Here is a 15,580-nt window from a genome sequence, read left to right as displayed (position 1 = left end):
CACCTCCGCCGTTCCGCTTCGCCCTTTGAGGGGTCCGTCTCCACCGTTTCGTCCCGCGAGCCGCGGATAGGTTTTGAACGTGGCCGTCCTACGATCGCTCATGAGTGAGGCGTATCCACACTACATCGACGGCGAGTGGGACCACGGAAGCGGCGCCGAGACCTTCGAGAGCGGGAATCCGGCGACGGGCGAGACGCTTGCGACCGTCGAGCGCGGGACGCCTGCGGACGTCGACCGCGCCGTGGCGGCCGCGGAGGACGCCTTCGAGGAGTGGCGGGAACTCTCGCGCATCCAGCGCGCCGAGTACCTCTGGGAGGTCCACCGACAGCTTCGCGATCGAACCGACGAGCTGGCCGAGGTCGTCACGCGCGAGTGCGGCAAGGAGATAAGCGAGGGGCGTGCCGACGTCGTCGAGGCCGCACACATGGTCGAGTGGGCCGCCGGCGACGCCAGACACCCGAAGGGCGACGTGGTACCCTCGGAGATCCCGAGCAAGGACGCCTACATGCGCCGCAAGCCGCGCGGCGTGACGGGCTGTATCACGCCCTGGAACTTCCCGATCGCGATCCCGTTTTGGCACGTGGCGATCGCCCTCGTGGAGGGCAACACCGTGGTGTTGAAGCCCGCCGAACAGACGCCGTGGTGCGGCCACCTGATCGCGGAGCTGTTCGCGGACGCCGGGATCCCGAACGGCGTGTTCAACCTGGTCCAGGGGTTCGGCGACTCCGGAAACGCGCTCGTCGAGAACGACGCGGTCGCGACGGTGCTTTTCACCGGGTCCGCCGAGGTCGGCCGCGGGATCCAGGAGACGCTCGCCGGCGTCCCGGGACGCCGGGCCGCCTGCGAGATGGGCGGAAAGAACGCGATCGTCGTCACGGAGTCGGCCGACCTCGATCTCGCCGTCCGATCGGCGGCGATGTCGGCGTTCAAGACGACCGGCCAGCGCTGCGTCTCCGCCGAACGGGTGATCGTCCACACGGACGTCTACGAGGCGTTCAAAAAGCGGTTCCTCGAGGTCGCGGAGTCCGTCTCCGTCGGCGATCCGCTCGAGTCGGAGACGTTCATGGGTCCGCTCATCGAGGCGGATCACCTCGAGACGGTTCGGGGGTACAACGACCTCGCGGTCGAGGAGGGCGTGCGGGTGCTCCTCGACCGAAGCGACCTCGCGGCCGAGGAGATCCCGGCGGGCCACGAGGGGGGCAACTGGACCGGCCCGTTCGTCTACGAGGCCGATCCCGACGCGGACCTGCGGTGTACCCACGAGGAGGTCTTCGGTCCGCACGTCGCCCTCCTCGAGTACGACGGCGACGTCGACCGTGCCATCGCGATCCAAAACGACACCGAGTACGGTCTCGCGGGGGCGATAATCTCGGAGGACTACCGCCAGATCAACCGCTACCGCGACCGCGCCGAGGTCGGGCTGGCCTACGGGAACCTCCCGTGTATCGGCGCCGAGGTGCAGCTGCCCTTCGGCGGGCTCAAACGCTCCGGGAACGGGTACCCGAGCGCCCGCGAGGCGATCGAGGCGGTCACCGACCGCGTCGCCTGGACGCTCAACAACGCTCGCGACATCGAGATGGCACAGGGGCTCTCGGCGGAGATCAAGACCGAGGAGGAGTGATCCACCCGGTCCGGATCCCGGGATCGTTCCCCTCGGATATGCGTGTCGGGTATTACCCGGCATGAAACTCTTTCCGCAAGTTATACCGTATCGCGTGTGATACCGGAGGGTAATGAGCAGGAACATCCAGGTCAGCCGTCTCGACCGCCGGGCGGTCGAGGACCAGGAGGTCGAGATCGTCGAGCGGAAGGGGGTCGGCCATCCCGACTCGATCAGCGACGGGATCGCGGAATCGGTCTCCCGGGCGCTCTCGAAGCTGTACCTCGACCGCGTCGGAAAGGTGCTCCACTACAACACCGACGAGACGCAGCTGGTCGCGGGCACGGCGGCCCCGGAGTTCGGCGGCGGCGAGGTGATAGAGCCCATCTACATCCTCATCGTCGGCCGCGCCACGAAGGAGTACGAGGGAGCACACCTGCCGGTCGATTCGACGGCGCTCGCGGCCGCACGCGAGTACCTCGCCGAAACCGTCCCCGAACTGGAGTACGGGACCGACGTGATCGTCGACGTCAAGCTCGGGGAGGGGTCCGGCGACCTCCAGGACGTCTTCGGCGAGGACGAAAAGCGGGTTCCGATGGCCAACGACACCTCCTTCGGCGTCGGCCACGCGCCCCGCACCGAGACCGAGCAGATCGTCTACGACGCCGAACGAGAGCTCAACACGACCTACTACGCCGAGCACCCGGAGCTCGGCCCCGACGTGAAGGTGATGGGCAAACGCGAGGGCGACCGGATCGACATCACCGTCGCGGCCGCGATGGTCGACCGCCACCTCGATGGCCTGGAGGCCTACGACGACGCCGTCGAGTCGGTCCGCGAGTTCGTGACCGACCTCGCTCGCGATCGGACGAACCGGGAGGTCGTCGTGGACGTCAACACCGCCGACGACTACGAGGAGGATTCCGTCTATCTGACCGTGACCGGAACCTCCGCGGAGATGGGCGACGACGGCTCGGTCGGGCGCGGCAACCGCGCGAACGGGCTCATCACGCCAAACCGGCCGATGTCGATGGAGGCGACCTCCGGCAAGAACCCGGTCAACCACATCGGGAAGATCTACAACCTGCTGTCGACGGAGATCGCGGAGTCGGTCACGGCGCGGGTCGACGGCATTCGCGACCTGCAGGTTCGGCTCCTCTCACAGATCGGCCGCCCGATCGACGAGCCGCACGTGGCGGACGTCCAGCTCGTCACCGCCGACGGCGTCGACATCGCGGACATCGAGGACGACGTGATCGCGATCGTGGACGAGGAGCTGGCCGACGTGACCGGCGTGACGAAGCGGGTCATCGAGGGCGACGTCTCGACGTTCTGATCGACCGCCGGCAGCCGACTCGGACAGCCGACTCGGACGTCCGCTCGAACCGCCGAGGACCACAACCGATTTGCCCGCAGGCCGACTTCTCTCCGGCATGACGACGGTGTGTCTCGTGGGAAAGCCGGACGTGACCCTCGCCTACGAGCTGCTCTCCCGTGAGACCGCCCGCGACGCGCTTTCGACCTACGAGATCGACGAGCCCTTCGAGAACGCCATCGCGGTCGAGACCGTCAGCCTCGGCGCGGCCGTCTCGCTTTGTAACGACCTGAAGTGGTACCGCGACCGGTTCGTCGCTGAGTCGCTCGTCCGTGACCCGTCCGTCGACCCCGACGAGTGGCTCTCCGCGGCGCTCGCCCGCCGGGTTCGCGACGGCGAGGTGCCGCCCGAACAGACCGACCGACGCCTCGCGGTCTTCGGGGTTCGGGACGGACGGCTCGTCGATCCCCGGTACGTCCTCCGCGAGCAGGGGACCGTCCCGAAGCGCGAGGGCGACGACGTCGAGGAGACGGTGGTCGTCCGCGTCACCGCCGAGGAGTTCGAGGGATGAGGGGTTCGGACGTCGGATGACGGAATCAAGACGCCGTTCGTCACGGCGACCCTCCGTCACTCCCGGGCGGAATCCGGATCGAACATGCCGGTCGACATGTACCGTTCGCCGCTGTCCCAAAAGACCGTGATCACGAGCGGCTCCGTGCCGGCGTAGTCGTCGGATTCGCGGAGTTCACGTACGACGGCCTTCGCCGCGAGGTTCGAGGCGCCCGAGGACTGACCGACGAAGATCCCCTCCTCGCGGGCGAGGCGGCGACACTCCGCCTCCGCGTCGGACAGCTCGACCGTGTGGACCTCATCGAGGAGGTCGACGTCGAGGTTCGGGGAGACGAATCCGGGGCCCATTCCCTGAAAGGCGTCCCCGGTGGGCTCCTCGCCGGAGAGGACGGCACTTTCCGCGGGCTCGACGGCGTCGACACGGAGGTCCGGGAACTCCTCGCGAAGGCGTCTTCCGATCCCCGTGATCGTCCCGCCGGTTCCGACCCCGGCGACGACGGCGTCGATCGGACGGCCGTCCCGCTGTTCGAGGATCTCGCTCGCGGTCGTCTCGTAGTGGGAGCGCGGATTTGCGGGGTTCTCGAACTGCTTCGGCTGAAAGAGTCCCTCCTCGGCCGCAAGCTCGTCGGCCCGGTCGTTCGCGTCGGAGATGTCCCCTTCGACCAGCTCGATCTCCGCTCCGTAGGCGCGCATGATCTCCCGTCGTTCCGGCGACTTCGACTCGGGCATCACGATCGTGACGTCGTAGCCCTTTACGGCCCCGACCGTCGCGAGCCCGATCCCCGTGTTCCCGGAGGTCGCCTCCACGACCCCGTCGTCGGGCGAGAGATCGCCCCGTTCCTCGGCGGCCTCGATCATCGCGAGCGCCGGGCGGTCCTTCGCGGACCCGCCGGGGTTCTTCGATTCGATCTTCGCCGCTACCGTGGTTCCCTCGGGGGACGAGACGCGGACCAGAGGCGATCCGATGGTCTCGAGGATGTCGGCGTCCATCGCCGACGGCTACGGCGAGGGCGCCTAAACGCCCTCCGGTCGCGGCGCCGGCGTCCTCGAGAACTGCGGCGACCGGCGACGCGCGGCTTTTAACGGGGGCGTTCCTAAAGGCCGCCATGACGCTTCGAACGATGCAGCCCAACGCGGCGTGGAGTCCGGCCGGGTACGAGGACGCGATCGAGACGCTCGGCGACGACGAGTACGTCTTCAAGGTGTGGGGCGGCGACTGGTGTGGCGACTGTCGAAGCCAGCTGCCGGACTTCGCTGCCGCCCTCGAGGCCGCCGACGTGCCCGACGACCGGATCGAACACCACCCGGTCGAGAAGAACGACGACGGCTCGAAGCGCGGCCCCGGCGTCGAGGAGTACGGGATCGAGTTGATCCCGACGGTCGTCGTCGAGCTCGACGGCGAGGAGGTCGCGCGGTTCGTCGAGGAGGAGCCGGTTCCGATCGCCGTTCACCTGGCCGGACAGCTCGACGACCTCGAGGCCGACGCGACCGCCTGAGCGGAACCGAAAACGGAGCCGAGTCCTACGGCCAGTTGCCGGCCTGTTCGTAGGCGTCGACGACGCGCTGGAGGGCCACGACGTAGGCCGCGGTGCGCAGGTTCGGCAGGTCGTGTTCCTCGTAGGCGTTGATGAGCCCGTCGAAGGCGTCGGTCATGACGCGCTCGAGCTCCTCGTTCACCTTCTCCTCGCTCCAGTGGAACCGCTGGCGGTTCTGGACCCACTCGAAGTAGGAGACGGTGACCCCGCCGGCGTTCGCGAGGATGTCCGGGACGACCCAGACGTCTCTGTCGGCGAGCACGTCGTCGGCACCGGGAGTGAGCGGCCCGTTCGCGGCCTCGACGATGACGTCCGCTTGGACCTGTTCCGCGAGTTCCGCGTCGATGGCGTTCTCGAGGGCGGCCGGAACGAGGAGGTCGACGTCGAGGGTGAGCAGTTCCTCGTTCGTAATCTCGTCCGCGTCGCCGTAGCCGACGACGCTTCCGGTTTCGTCCTTGTGTTCCTTGACTGCCACCGCGTCCAGTCCGCGCGGATCGTGGACGCCGCCCGAGGAGTCGGAGACGGCGACGACCGAGGCGCCGAGGTCCTCGAGGAGGTCGGCCGTGATCCAGCCGGCGTTCCCGTAGCCCTGGACCGCGACCGTCGCACCCTCGATGCCCTTCCCGATCCAGTCGAACAGGTCGCGTGCGGCGAGCATCGTCGAGCGGCCGGTCGCCTCGACGCGTCCCTCGGATCCGCCGGAGTCGATCGCCTTCCCCGTGATGACGCCGGGCGCGGTCGTGTTCTCGAGGGTCTCGTAGGTGTCCTTGATCCAGTTCATCTCCCGCTGGCCCGTGTTGACGTCGGGCGCGGGCACGTCACGGTCCTCGCCGATGATGGGGCGAAGCTCGGTCGCGAACGCGCGCGTGATCCGTTCGAGTTCGTCCTCGGAGTACTGCGCCGGGTCGATGCTGATCCCGCCCTTCCCGCCGCCGTAGGGGATGTCGACGACGGCGCACTTGTAGACCATCCATCCCGAAAGCGCCTTCACCTCGTCGCGGGTGACGTTCGGGTGATACCGGATCCCGCCCTTGTAGGGACCGCGGTCGCCGTTGAACTGCGATCTGTAGGCGCGCACCGTCTCGAGGCTCCCGTCGTCGAGCTCGACGGTCAGGTTGGTCTCCAGGATCCGTTCCGGGTTCCGAAGCCGCTCTACGACGCCGTCGTCGAGGTCGAGATGTGCGGCTGCGTCGCCGATCTGCTCTTGAAGGCTCTCGAACGGATTGGCATCGTTCGACATACGCGATAAAGGTATATGCGTGTGGTTAACTGTACCGTCTCAAATCGATCGTCTACATATCCACCAATACCCCTTATATGTCATGAATTCCAGGGATCCTGCCGATCGAATAACCCATTTTCCTCACCGGATACCGGAATCACGTGCACGTTCGATCACCCGTTCTGCCTGCTCGAGCAGGGGCGCGTCGATCATCTCGCCGTCGACCTCGAAGGCGCCCCGCTCCTCGTTCGCCGCGTCCTCGCCGGCCGCGAGCACGCGTTCGGCCCACGCGATCCGGTCCGCGTCGGGCGTAAACGCGTCGTTGATGATCGACACCTGTGCGGGGTGGATCGCGATCTTCCCGTCGTACCCGAAGCCGGCCGCGGTTTCGGCCGCCGCGGCGAGTCCGTCTTCGTCCTCGAAGTCGGGATGGACCGTGTCGATCGCCTGGACGTCGGCGGCGGCGGCCGCGATCACGACGCGCTGGCGCGCGTAGATCATCTCGGTTCCCTCGGCGGTCCGCATCGCGCCGACGTCCGCCGCCAGATCCTCGGCGCCGAAGACGAGCGCGCTCGTCGCGTCGGCGGCGGCGATGGACGCGGCGTTCACCACGCCCGCGGCGGTCTCGACCAGCGCGAGGACCGCCGGATCCAGACCCCGATCGGCAAGCGCCGCCCCGATCTCGTCGACGCGTCCCGCGGACTCGACCTTCGGGAGCATCACGGAATCGAGCCGGATGTCCGACGCGTCGTCGCCACTCGTCCGCTCGCCACTTGCCCGCTCGCCACCCGTCCGCTCGCCACCGACGGCCCCGACGATGGCGTCGAGATCGACGAGCGGTTCCGACGCGGTCAGCCGCACGCAGACCTCGGCGTCGGGGTCGAAGGCGGGATCCGCGAGGACCTCCCGAACCGCCCGACGCGCGGCCGCCTTGTGCCCCGGGGAGACGGCGTCCTCCAGATCGAAACAGATCACGTCCGCGTCGGTCTCGGCCGCCTTCCGGAGCATCGCCGGTCTGTCGCCGGGTGAAAAGAGCACGCTCCGTCGAACCATGCCCGGCGTTGGCCGTGAGGATTAATAAGTGATCGCCGGAGTAGACACGTATGGCGGGTAGATACGCATGACGGGACGGTACTACGAGGAACACGCATGACGGGACGGTACTACGGGGAGTTCGAACCCGGCGAGACGATCGATCACGCGAGACGCCGAACGGTCAGCGAGGCTGACAACCAGCGATTCTGTGACCTGACGATGAACGCACAGCCGCTGCATCTGGACGCCGCCTTCGCCGCGGAGACGACCTTCGGCGAGCGGATCGTCAACGGCCTGTACACGCTCTCGCTCGCTGTCGCGCTCACCATCCCCGAGACCACCGACGGGACCATCGTCGCGAACCTCGGGTACGACGCCGTCGAGCACCCGAACCCGGTCTTCCACGGCGACACCATCCGGGCCCGCTCGACGGTGACGGACAAACGCGAGACGAGCGACGGCGATCGGGGGATCGTCACGATGCACGTCGAGGCCTTCGCGATCCGGGACAGGGATCGTGAAAACGACCGCCTCGTCTGCGAGTTCGATCGGACGGTCCTCTCGAAGAAGCGCCCGGACGACGACGAGTGAGTTCGCGTCCGACGGAAAGCGGGACCGATCGCGTCCTCACCCTTTATCCGGGCCGTCGTCGATCGAACGGACATGGACGTCGATCCGCTGATCGAACGGGCTCGCGACGCGCTCGAGCACGCGCACGTACCGTACTCGGAGTATGCGGTCGGTGCCGCGCTCCGGGCCGCCGACGGAACCGTCTACACGGGCTGTAACCTCGAGAACGCCAACTACTCGAACAGCCTCCACGCCGAGGAGGTCGCGATCGCCAAGGCCGTCACCGGGGGACACGAGTCGTTCGACCGGCTCGCCGTCGCCTCCGACGCGCGGGACGGGGTGACGCCCTGTGGCATGTGTCGCCAGACGCTCGTCGAGTTCTGCGAGCCGGACCTGGAGATCGTCTGCGACGAGGGCGACGGGAAGTCGACGAGCTACACGCTCGGCGAGCTGCTCCCGGCGGCCATCTCCGCCGACACGCTCTCCGCGGCCGAGGAAGGCGAGTAGGCGGACCCGCGGCGAGCCGATCCCTGCTTCCCGGTCAGCGATTCCGTCCGACAGGGAAGGCGATCCGGTCGGGGTGCTCGCCGAACCGCTCGAGCACGCGCTCGTAGAGTTCGTTCTTCACCCGCTGGCCGCGGCGGGGATGTGCGAGATACCGAAGGCGCAGCTCCACCCAGCTTTCGCGCTGGGCGACGTTCACCGTGGGGCGGTCGGTCACCTCGAGTTCGACCGGCGTCTCCGCGAGCGCCTCGCGGTAGGCCGCGACGTGGCGGGCCATCTCGTCGCCGAGATAGGCGTCCGCCTCCTCGCGCAGGAGTTCGCGCGCGAACGCGAGATCGGTCTCGTAGGCCACCTGCACCGCGATCTCGTTCCAGACGTACGGCGACCCGCCGCCGCCGAAGTTCACCACCTCCGAGGAGAGAACGAGCCCGTTCGGCACCGTCACCACGCGTCCGGACGGCTGGTTCGAGGAGACGAGCTCGCCGTTTATCTCCCAGATCGTCGTCGCGAGGAAGTCGACGGCGATGACGTCGCCCTTCGCCTCGCCGATCCGGACTCGATCGCCGACCGAGTAGGGACGCCGGACCAGGATGTACAGCCAGGCGACGAGCGAGGAGAGCGGCTGCTGAAGCGCGAAGGTGACCGCGAAGCCGACCACGCCGAGCGAGACGAGCAGCCCGAGCCACTGGCGGGTGAGCACCGCGAGCACCGCAAGCGCGCCCGCGAACCCGAACGCGAGCCGGAGGACGTTCCGCAGGTCGTGTCGCCGGCGCTTACTCGCGTTGTGTGAGAGCACGGCGAGGACGAGCGCGTAGAGCCCGAAGGCGACGAGCGCCACCCCGATCGCGAGCATTCCACGGGCGACGAGCGTCCCGACCGGCCAACCGAGGACGGGCGGGAACGACTCGATCGGGTCGAACGCGGCGATCGCTCCGGCCGCGATCCCGCAGGCGATCCCGGCCGCGAGCGCGGCGATCGCCGTGACCCTCGTTCGGTTCACTGTGCGGATATCCCGCCCACCCGACTAAACGGTTGTGCCGACACTCATGTCGTGGTCGTTCGTGTGTCTCCCCACTTCACTCTTCGCCGCCGGGGAGTCGGGGCGTCTTCGAGATCGTCTGAGCCGAGCGTGATCGTCCCGCTCAGACGACGGCGTCGTAAGCCTCGCTCATCCGCTCGATCGCCTCCTCCAGCTCCGACTCGTCGGTCGCATACGAGATCCTGGCGTAGCCCTCGCCGTGTTCGCCGAACGCCTCACCGGGAACGATCACGACGCCGCGGTCGAGGCACTCGTCGATGAAGCCCTCGGGGACCTCCGGCATCGCGTAGAAGGCGCCGCTGGGGCGCGCACATTCGAGGCCGATCTCCGCGAAGCCGTCGAGGACGAGATCGCGGCGACGCTCGAACGAGTCGGTCATCTCCTCGACGACCGACTGGTCGCCGGTGAGCGCCGCCTCGGCGGCGAACTGCGCCGGCGCGGACGCGCACGCCTGAACGTACTGGTGGACGCGCAGCATGCGGTCGATCCGCTCGGAGCCGGCCGTGACCCACCCGAGCCGCCAGCCGGTCATCGAATAGAGCTTCGAGACGGAGTGGACGACGACGACGTTTCCGCCGGCGTCGAACTCCATCGGCGAGCGGTGTTCCCCCTCGAAGACGGTGTACTCGTAGACCTCATCGGAGATGCAGAGGACGTCGTGTTCGCGGGCGATCCGGGCGAACTCCGCGACGTCCTCCGGGTCGGAGACGGCGCCGGTCGGGTTCGCCGGCGAGTTGACGATGAACGCGCGCGTGTCCTCGGTGATGGCCTCCTCGATGGCGGCGGGATCGATGGTCAGGTCCTCGCGAAGGGGGACCGAAACCGGCTCCGCGCCCGTGAGCGTGGTGAGCGCGGCGTAGGAGACGAATCCCGGATCGGGGACGAGCACCTCGTCGCCGGCGCCGACGTGCGCCTCGAGCGCGAGGTGGAGCGCCTCGCTGCCGCCCGCGGTCGCGATCACGTCGTCCGGATCGATGGAGACACCCTGGTCGCGTTCGTGTTTGTCGACGATCGCCTCCCGCAGGGGCGAGATCCCCCGGTTCGGCGTGTATCCGTCCGCCTTTCCGGCACGGATCGCCTCGACGGCCGCCTCCCGGGCGTGGTCGGGGGCGGGAAAGTCCGGCTGGCCCAGCCCGAGGTTGATCGCGTCCTCGCCGGCCGCGTCGAACACCTCGCGGATGCCGCTGGCCGGTATCCGCTCGATCCGGTCCGAGAAGGTCGGTGTGGACATACCTAACGGAGGGATCCGCCCCCGAATAATTCTTGTCACACGCCCCGCGTGACGGCAACTCCCTAACGTCCGGAAGTGGACGGTTCGAACGCCGGGAGGCGGGCGACTCAGACGTCCGGGAACGAGCGACTCAAACGCCCCACCAGTGGACGATCCCGAGCGTCGTCACGACGGTGAGGATCGCCTGCAGCGGGGCGCCGACCCGGATGAAGTCGCCGAACCGGTAGCCCCCCGGCCCGTAGACCATCAGGTTCGTCTGGTAGCCGATCGGCGTCATGAGCGCCGTCGAGGCCGCGAAGGTGACGGCGAGGACGAACGAGAACGGCTCGGCGCCGATCGCCTCGGCCGTGTCGACGGCGACGGGGATCATCAACACGACGCTCGCGTTGTTGCTCACCACGTTCGTGATGAGCGAGGTGAACAGATAGAAGACGCCCAACACCACGATCGGCGCCAGGCCGGCGGTCCCGACGACGACCACGCTCGCGAGCCACTCCGCGCCGCCCGTTCGCTCCATCGCGACGCCGAGCGGGATGAGCCCGGCCAGCAGGAACACGACGCTCCAGTCGACCGACTCGTACACCTCGGTCGGCTTGACGCAGCCGGTCGCGACCATCGCGACCATGCCCGCGAGCGCGCTGATGAGGATGGGCATCACCTCCAGCGCCGCGAGCGCGACCACCCCGAGAACGATCCCCACGGCGACCGGGATCCGGCTTCGTCTGAAGTCCGGCCGCGTCAGCTCGCGGGCCAACACGAAGTTTCGGTCGTTCCCGAACCGCCGGATCGTGTCGTCGGACGCCTGGATGAGGAGGGTGTCGCCGCCGCGGAGCCGGCGTTCGTCCATGCGGGCGTGGATGACCTGCCCGCCGCGGCGGATCGCGAGGACGGTCGCGTCGTATCTGTTCCGGAAGTTCGTCGTCTCGAGCGTCTCGCCCACGATGGACGCCTCCGGCGAGAGGACGACCTCGACGAGGCTCTGGTCGTCCTCCGGCTCCATCGCCGCGTCCTCAACGTCGAGGGTCTCCTCCGTGACCTCCGCGTCCGGGGCCAGATCGAGGCCCTCCGCGTCGAGCAGCTCGAGCAGGCTCGAGCGGTCCGTCCGGATGACGAAGACGTCGTCGGGTCGCACCTCCTTTCGCGCCAGCGGCTCGGAGAACACCTGGTCGCCCCGGACCAGCTGAACCACGTCGACGTCGAGGTCCGTGTCCTGGAGGACCTGGTTGACGGTCCGACCGACGAGCGGGGAGTCCTCCCGCACGACCACCTCCGTGAGGTACTCCGCCATCTCGAACTCCTCGATCAGCTCCTCGTCGACGGTGATCCGTTCGGGGAGGAGGTACCGTCCGATCGTCGCGATGTAGACGGTTCCGGTCACGAGGACGAGCACGCCGAGCTGGGTGAACTCGAACATCGAGAACGGGTGGCCGATGAGCCTCGCGGAGACGTCGGAGGCGAGGATGTTCGTCGAAGTTCCGATCAGCGTGAGCGTGCCGCCGAGCATCGCCACGAACGAGACCGGCATCAGCAGCTTGGAGGGGGAGATCCCGGTCTTCTTCGAGATCGTGTTGACCATCGGGATCATGATCGCGACGACCGGCGTGTTGTTGATGAGTCCCGCCGTCCCTCCGGAGATCCCCAACACGGCGAGCAGCTGTTTGAGGTGGCTGTCGCCGAACCGCTCCGCGACCGCGGCGCCGACGATGTTGATGAGCCCCGAGCGTCGGATCCCCTCGCTGAGGACGAACATCGCGAGGACGGTGATCGTGGCCGGACTCGAGAACCCGCTCACGCCGGTGGTCGGATCGACGCGCGTCCACGGCTCGAGGACGACGAGCGCGACGAGGACCCCCACCGCGACGATGTCGATCGGCAGCGGCTCGGCGACGAACAACACGAGCGCGACGGCGACGATGGCGAACACGAGGAGGATCCCGGGCGTCACGGGCGGGATCGACGCGCCCGTCTGTCCGAGAACCGAGGTCCACATCGTGGATGGCTCCGCGGCGGGGCCCGATAAAACCTTGCTGAAGGCTCCGGGCGAGGCGGGACCGATGGGGTTGAACGACGGAAGGGCGATAGTCGGCGGAGGACGATCGCCAACGGAGGGCCGTGGGAGTGCAACGACGGGATGGAGCCGGAAACGAACCGGGACGAATCCCGGATCTGATGCCGACGAGCCGACGGAATCGGGATAAAGAGTTTTGCCGGCGCGCCGGCGACGGGTAGTATATGACCAGCCACGAGTACGACGTCGTCGTCGTGGGGGCCGGCACCGCCGGGTGCTATGCGGCGACGACGATCGCGAAGGAGGGCCTCGACGTCGCCATTGTCGAGCGGAAGGACGAGACCGAGGCCGGCCACATCGCCTGCGGCGACGCGTTGAAGGGCGCCGACGCGTTCCCGGAGGCGATCCCCAAAACCCGGATCGAGCCGGCCTTTACGAACACCGGCGTCGACCACGGCCGCTTCGAGATCCCACAGGAGGACACCGTCCTCGAGATCCCGGTTCCCGGCGAGCTCGCCGTCATCGACCGCTGGGAGTACGGTCGCCGGATCATCGACGCTGCCGCGGACGCCGGCGTCGAGTTCCACTACGAGACGGTCGTCGGCGACGTTCGCCAGGACGACGACGGGCGAGTGACCGGGATCCGCGGGAAGCGCCGAGGCGAGGCGATCGACTTCGAGGCCGACGTGGTGATCGACGGCGCGGGGTCGCTTTCGGTCCTCCAGGACAAGGCGGACTTCTCCGGGACCACCTTCGATACGAACGTGCGGTACTCGCAGTTCTGTTCGGCCTACCGCGAGATCGTCGAGGTCCCGGAGCCGGTCGAGTGGGACGACGCGCTCGTGTTCAAGCCGACCGAACGGGCCGCGGGCTACCTCTGGTACTTCCCGCGGACGGACACGGAGATCAACGCCGGACTCGGCTTCCAGATGAACGAGGAGCCGATGAAGCTCGTCGAGTCGCTCAAACGCGACCTGCGGCGGCGTCCGGAGTTCGAGGGCGCCACCGTGACGGACAAACTCGGCGCGGCGCTCCCGACGCGGCGCCCCTACGACTCCGCGGTCGCGCCGGGATACATGGCGGTCGGCGACGCCGCCGGCCACGTGAACCCGACCACCGGCGGCGGGATCGCGGGCGCGGCCTACGCCGGCAAGTACGCGGGCGAGCAGGCCGTGCGGGCGGTGAGCGAGGGCGACGCCAGCGAGGAGTCCCTCTGGCGGTACAACGAGCGCGTCATGGACCACTTCGGCGGACGATACGCCGGCCTCGACGTCTACAACGTCCTCTCGACCGCCGTCGACGTCGACGACCTGATGGGCCTGCTCGCGGCGCTTCCCGGCGAGAAGCTCGCGGAGGCGTTGTACGAGGGCTCGACCTCGATGTCCTTCGCGCTCAAGCTGAAGTGTGCGATCAGGAGCTTCGGCTACTGGGGGACGATCTGGAACTTCTACGAGACGAAGCGGCTCGCCGACGAACTGCTCGACCACTACGACCGCTATCCGAACTCCCCGAGCGCGATGGCCGAGTGGACGGACGACAGGGACGAGATCATGGACCGGATCTACGAGACGACCGGCGCCGACGCGAAGTACTGATCAGGCGACCTCGCGGAATCCGATACGCCTTCGGGGGATCTCTCGACTCAGGTTGAGACGTCGCGAACGCCGTCGCGTCCGACCCGCTCTATCGCGCCCGAGAGCACCTCGATCGCGATCCGCAGGTCGTCCTCGACGAGGTCGAACGTCGCGGAGTGGTGAGCGCCGGGGTGGTCGGTCCCGACGCAGACGTAACAGGCCAGTCCGCCGCGTTCCTGTACGTGACGCATGAGGTAGGTCGCGTCCTCGCTCCCGCCGAGGTCGTCGCGGTCGCGTATCGCGGTCACGCCGTCGACGGCGCGTGCCACCTCGCCGACGACCTCGGCGAGTTCCGGGTCGCTTTCCGCGCTCGGGGCGCCCCCGGTCGTCTCCATCGAGGCCTCACAGCCGTGCATCTCGGCCGCGCTCGAGACGACGCGTTCGGCCTTGCGGTACATGTAGTCGGCCAGTTCGGTCGTGCTCCCGCGGACCTCCCCCTCGAGGAACGCCTCCTCGGGGATCACGTTCGTCGCGGTCCCGCCACCGACGACCCCGGCGTTGACGCGGGTCTTCCCCTCGGCGTGCCTCGGGATCGCATACAGGTTCTCGACGGCCGCGGCCATCGCCTGCACGGCGTTTCTGCCCTGCTGGGGACTCGCGCCGGCGTGTGCCGTCTCCCCTTGGAACTCCGCGCGTAGGTGTCTGACCGCGAGGAACTCGTCGATCCCGCAGACGACCTCGCCGGATGGGTGATCCAGCCCGAGGTGGAGCGCGAACAGGTACTCGACGTCGTCGAGGCGACCGGAGGCCGCCATGGGCTCGCCGCCCGCGACCGTCTCCTCGCTCGGCTGGAAGCAGGCGATGAGGGTGCCGTCGAAGTCACCCTCCATGACCGCGTCGATGGCGCCGAGCCCGATCGTCATGTGACCGTCGTGTCCGCAGGCGTGCATGTACCCCTCGTTCGTCGAACGGAACCCATCGGCGGCGGGTTGGTGGTCCGCATCGTCGCTTTCGCGCACCGGGAGGGCGTCGATGTCGACCCGAAGCCCCACGATCGGCCCGTCGCCGAACTCGAAGGTCGCGATACAGCCCGTGTGGCCTCCAGCGGTCCGCTCGAGGACGGACTCGTCCGCACCCGCCTCGCGTGCGCGTTCGGTCCACTCCTCGAGGACGGACTCGTCGGGAACTCGGGTCCGCTTCTCGCTCGCGAGCGCCTCGCGGCCGACGTAAATCGCGTCCGGATCGCGTTCCTCGAGCGCCTCCACGAGTCGGGCGGTCGTGTGGAACTCACACCACGCGGGCTCCGGGTATCGGTGGAACTCGCGTCGAAGCTGGCGATAGCGCTCGAACTCGCTCGCGTGCATATCCCCGAAAGCA

Annotated in this window: 14 protein-coding genes; 7 read left to right on the top strand and 7 right to left on the bottom strand. The window is 68.3% G+C overall.

Features of this window, described 5'->3' with window-relative positions; genetic code table 11:
- Positions 1 to 100 precede the first annotated feature (100 nt).
- The 3 genes from ACZ5YD_RS04665 to ACZ5YD_RS04655 all read left to right on the top strand — a co-directional run bounded on the left by ACZ5YD_RS04665 (position 101) and on the right by ACZ5YD_RS04655 (position 3,486).
- Entirely contained in the window at positions 101 to 1,621 is a 1,521-nt protein-coding gene (locus ACZ5YD_RS04665; protein WP_379745074.1) for an aldehyde dehydrogenase family protein, read from the top strand.
- Between the two features lie 112 nt (positions 1,622 to 1,733).
- A complete protein-coding gene (locus ACZ5YD_RS04660; protein ID WP_379745077.1) occupies positions 1,734 to 2,936 on the top strand; it encodes a methionine adenosyltransferase in 1,203 nt (400 codons plus the stop codon).
- Between the two features lie 97 nt (positions 2,937 to 3,033).
- Positions 3,034 to 3,486, top strand: a complete 453-nt coding sequence (locus ACZ5YD_RS04655) for a DUF5804 family protein (RefSeq protein WP_379745080.1) — start codon at positions 3,034 to 3,036, stop codon at positions 3,484 to 3,486.
- A gap of 56 nt (positions 3,487 to 3,542) precedes the next feature.
- On the opposite strand, the gene ACZ5YD_RS04650 is transcribed toward ACZ5YD_RS04655, so the two are convergent.
- Positions 3,543 to 4,475 (bottom strand): PLP-dependent cysteine synthase family protein, encoded by a 933-nt coding sequence (locus ACZ5YD_RS04650; RefSeq protein ID WP_379745083.1) that lies wholly within the window; start codon positions 4,473 to 4,475, stop codon positions 3,543 to 3,545.
- Positions 4,476 to 4,591: 116 nt separating this feature from the next.
- Here ACZ5YD_RS04650 and ACZ5YD_RS04645 point away from each other — a divergent pair, with 116 nt between their 5' ends.
- Complete coding sequence (locus ACZ5YD_RS04645; protein WP_379745086.1) at positions 4,592 to 4,981, top strand: thioredoxin family protein; 390 nt, start codon at positions 4,592 to 4,594, stop codon at positions 4,979 to 4,981.
- 25 nt (positions 4,982 to 5,006) lie between these two features.
- Here ACZ5YD_RS04645 and ACZ5YD_RS04640 read toward each other — a convergent pair whose 3' ends face one another.
- Positions 5,007 to 6,260, bottom strand: a complete 1,254-nt coding sequence (locus tag ACZ5YD_RS04640; protein WP_379745089.1) for a Glu/Leu/Phe/Val family dehydrogenase — start codon at positions 6,258 to 6,260, stop codon at positions 5,007 to 5,009.
- Positions 6,261 to 6,383: 123 nt separating this feature from the next.
- The gene (locus ACZ5YD_RS04635; protein ID WP_379745092.1) at positions 6,384 to 7,295 is read right to left on the bottom strand and encodes an HpcH/HpaI aldolase/citrate lyase family protein; all 912 of its coding nucleotides are present in this window, start codon (positions 7,293 to 7,295) and stop codon (positions 6,384 to 6,386) included.
- Between the two features lie 96 nt (positions 7,296 to 7,391).
- Here ACZ5YD_RS04635 and ACZ5YD_RS04630 point away from each other — a divergent pair, with 96 nt between their 5' ends.
- Positions 7,392 to 7,868 (top strand): MaoC family dehydratase, encoded by a 477-nt coding sequence (locus tag ACZ5YD_RS04630; protein WP_379745096.1) that lies wholly within the window; start codon positions 7,392 to 7,394, stop codon positions 7,866 to 7,868.
- 72 nt (positions 7,869 to 7,940) lie between these two features.
- Entirely contained in the window at positions 7,941 to 8,354 is a 414-nt protein-coding gene (gene cdd, locus ACZ5YD_RS04625) for a cytidine deaminase (protein WP_379745099.1), read from the top strand.
- 34 nt (positions 8,355 to 8,388) lie between these two features.
- Here cdd and ACZ5YD_RS04620 read toward each other — a convergent pair whose 3' ends face one another.
- The 3 genes from ACZ5YD_RS04620 to ACZ5YD_RS04610 form a co-directional block, all read right to left on the bottom strand.
- Positions 8,389 to 9,351, bottom strand: a complete 963-nt coding sequence (locus tag ACZ5YD_RS04620) for a mechanosensitive ion channel family protein (RefSeq protein ID WP_379745102.1) — start codon at positions 9,349 to 9,351, stop codon at positions 8,389 to 8,391.
- A gap of 142 nt (positions 9,352 to 9,493) precedes the next feature.
- The gene (locus ACZ5YD_RS04615; protein ID WP_379745105.1) at positions 9,494 to 10,621 is read right to left on the bottom strand and encodes a pyridoxal phosphate-dependent aminotransferase; all 1,128 of its coding nucleotides are present in this window, start codon (positions 10,619 to 10,621) and stop codon (positions 9,494 to 9,496) included.
- 130 nt (positions 10,622 to 10,751) lie between these two features.
- The gene (locus tag ACZ5YD_RS04610; RefSeq protein WP_379745108.1) at positions 10,752 to 12,611 is read right to left on the bottom strand and encodes an SLC13 family permease; all 1,860 of its coding nucleotides are present in this window, start codon (positions 12,609 to 12,611) and stop codon (positions 10,752 to 10,754) included.
- Between the two features lie 242 nt (positions 12,612 to 12,853).
- Here ACZ5YD_RS04610 and ACZ5YD_RS04605 point away from each other — a divergent pair, with 242 nt between their 5' ends.
- On the top strand, positions 12,854 to 14,224 hold the full coding sequence (locus tag ACZ5YD_RS04605) for a geranylgeranyl reductase family protein (protein ID WP_379745111.1): 1,371 nt from the start codon (positions 12,854 to 12,856) through the stop codon (positions 14,222 to 14,224).
- 47 nt (positions 14,225 to 14,271) lie between these two features.
- On the opposite strand, the gene ACZ5YD_RS04600 is transcribed toward ACZ5YD_RS04605, so the two are convergent.
- Entirely contained in the window at positions 14,272 to 15,567 is a 1,296-nt protein-coding gene (locus ACZ5YD_RS04600) for an amidohydrolase (protein ID WP_379745114.1), read from the bottom strand.
- Positions 15,568 to 15,580: the final 13 nt, after the last annotated feature.

It is taken from the genome of Halopenitus salinus (assembly GCF_055397165.1).
This window is presented reverse-complemented; position numbering and strand designations above follow the sequence as displayed.

Coding starts and splice junctions, on each gene's coding strand:
- ACZ5YD_RS04605 (WP_379745111.1), top strand. CDS start 12,854: ATGACCAGCCACGAGTACGACGTCGTCGTCGTGGGGGCCGGCACCGCC.
- ACZ5YD_RS04650 (WP_379745083.1), bottom strand. CDS start 4,475: ATGGACGCCGACATCCTCGAGACCATCGGATCGCCTCTGGTCCGCGTC.
- ACZ5YD_RS04600 (WP_379745114.1), bottom strand. CDS start 15,567: ATGCACGCGAGCGAGTTCGAGCGCTATCGCCAGCTTCGACGCGAGTTC.
- ACZ5YD_RS04610 (WP_379745108.1), bottom strand. CDS start 12,611: ATGTGGACCTCGGTTCTCGGACAGACGGGCGCGTCGATCCCGCCCGTG.
- ACZ5YD_RS04645 (WP_379745086.1), top strand. CDS start 4,592: ATGACGCTTCGAACGATGCAGCCCAACGCGGCGTGGAGTCCGGCCGGG.
- ACZ5YD_RS04655 (WP_379745080.1), top strand. CDS start 3,034: ATGACGACGGTGTGTCTCGTGGGAAAGCCGGACGTGACCCTCGCCTAC.
- ACZ5YD_RS04615 (WP_379745105.1), bottom strand. CDS start 10,621: ATGTCCACACCGACCTTCTCGGACCGGATCGAGCGGATACCGGCCAGC.
- ACZ5YD_RS04660 (WP_379745077.1), top strand. CDS start 1,734: ATGAGCAGGAACATCCAGGTCAGCCGTCTCGACCGCCGGGCGGTCGAG.
- ACZ5YD_RS04640 (WP_379745089.1), bottom strand. CDS start 6,260: ATGTCGAACGATGCCAATCCGTTCGAGAGCCTTCAAGAGCAGATCGGC.
- cdd (WP_379745099.1), top strand. CDS start 7,941: ATGGACGTCGATCCGCTGATCGAACGGGCTCGCGACGCGCTCGAGCAC.
- ACZ5YD_RS04665 (WP_379745074.1), top strand. CDS start 101: ATGAGTGAGGCGTATCCACACTACATCGACGGCGAGTGGGACCACGGA.
- ACZ5YD_RS04635 (WP_379745092.1), bottom strand. CDS start 7,295: ATGGTTCGACGGAGCGTGCTCTTTTCACCCGGCGACAGACCGGCGATG.
- ACZ5YD_RS04630 (WP_379745096.1), top strand. CDS start 7,392: ATGACGGGACGGTACTACGGGGAGTTCGAACCCGGCGAGACGATCGAT.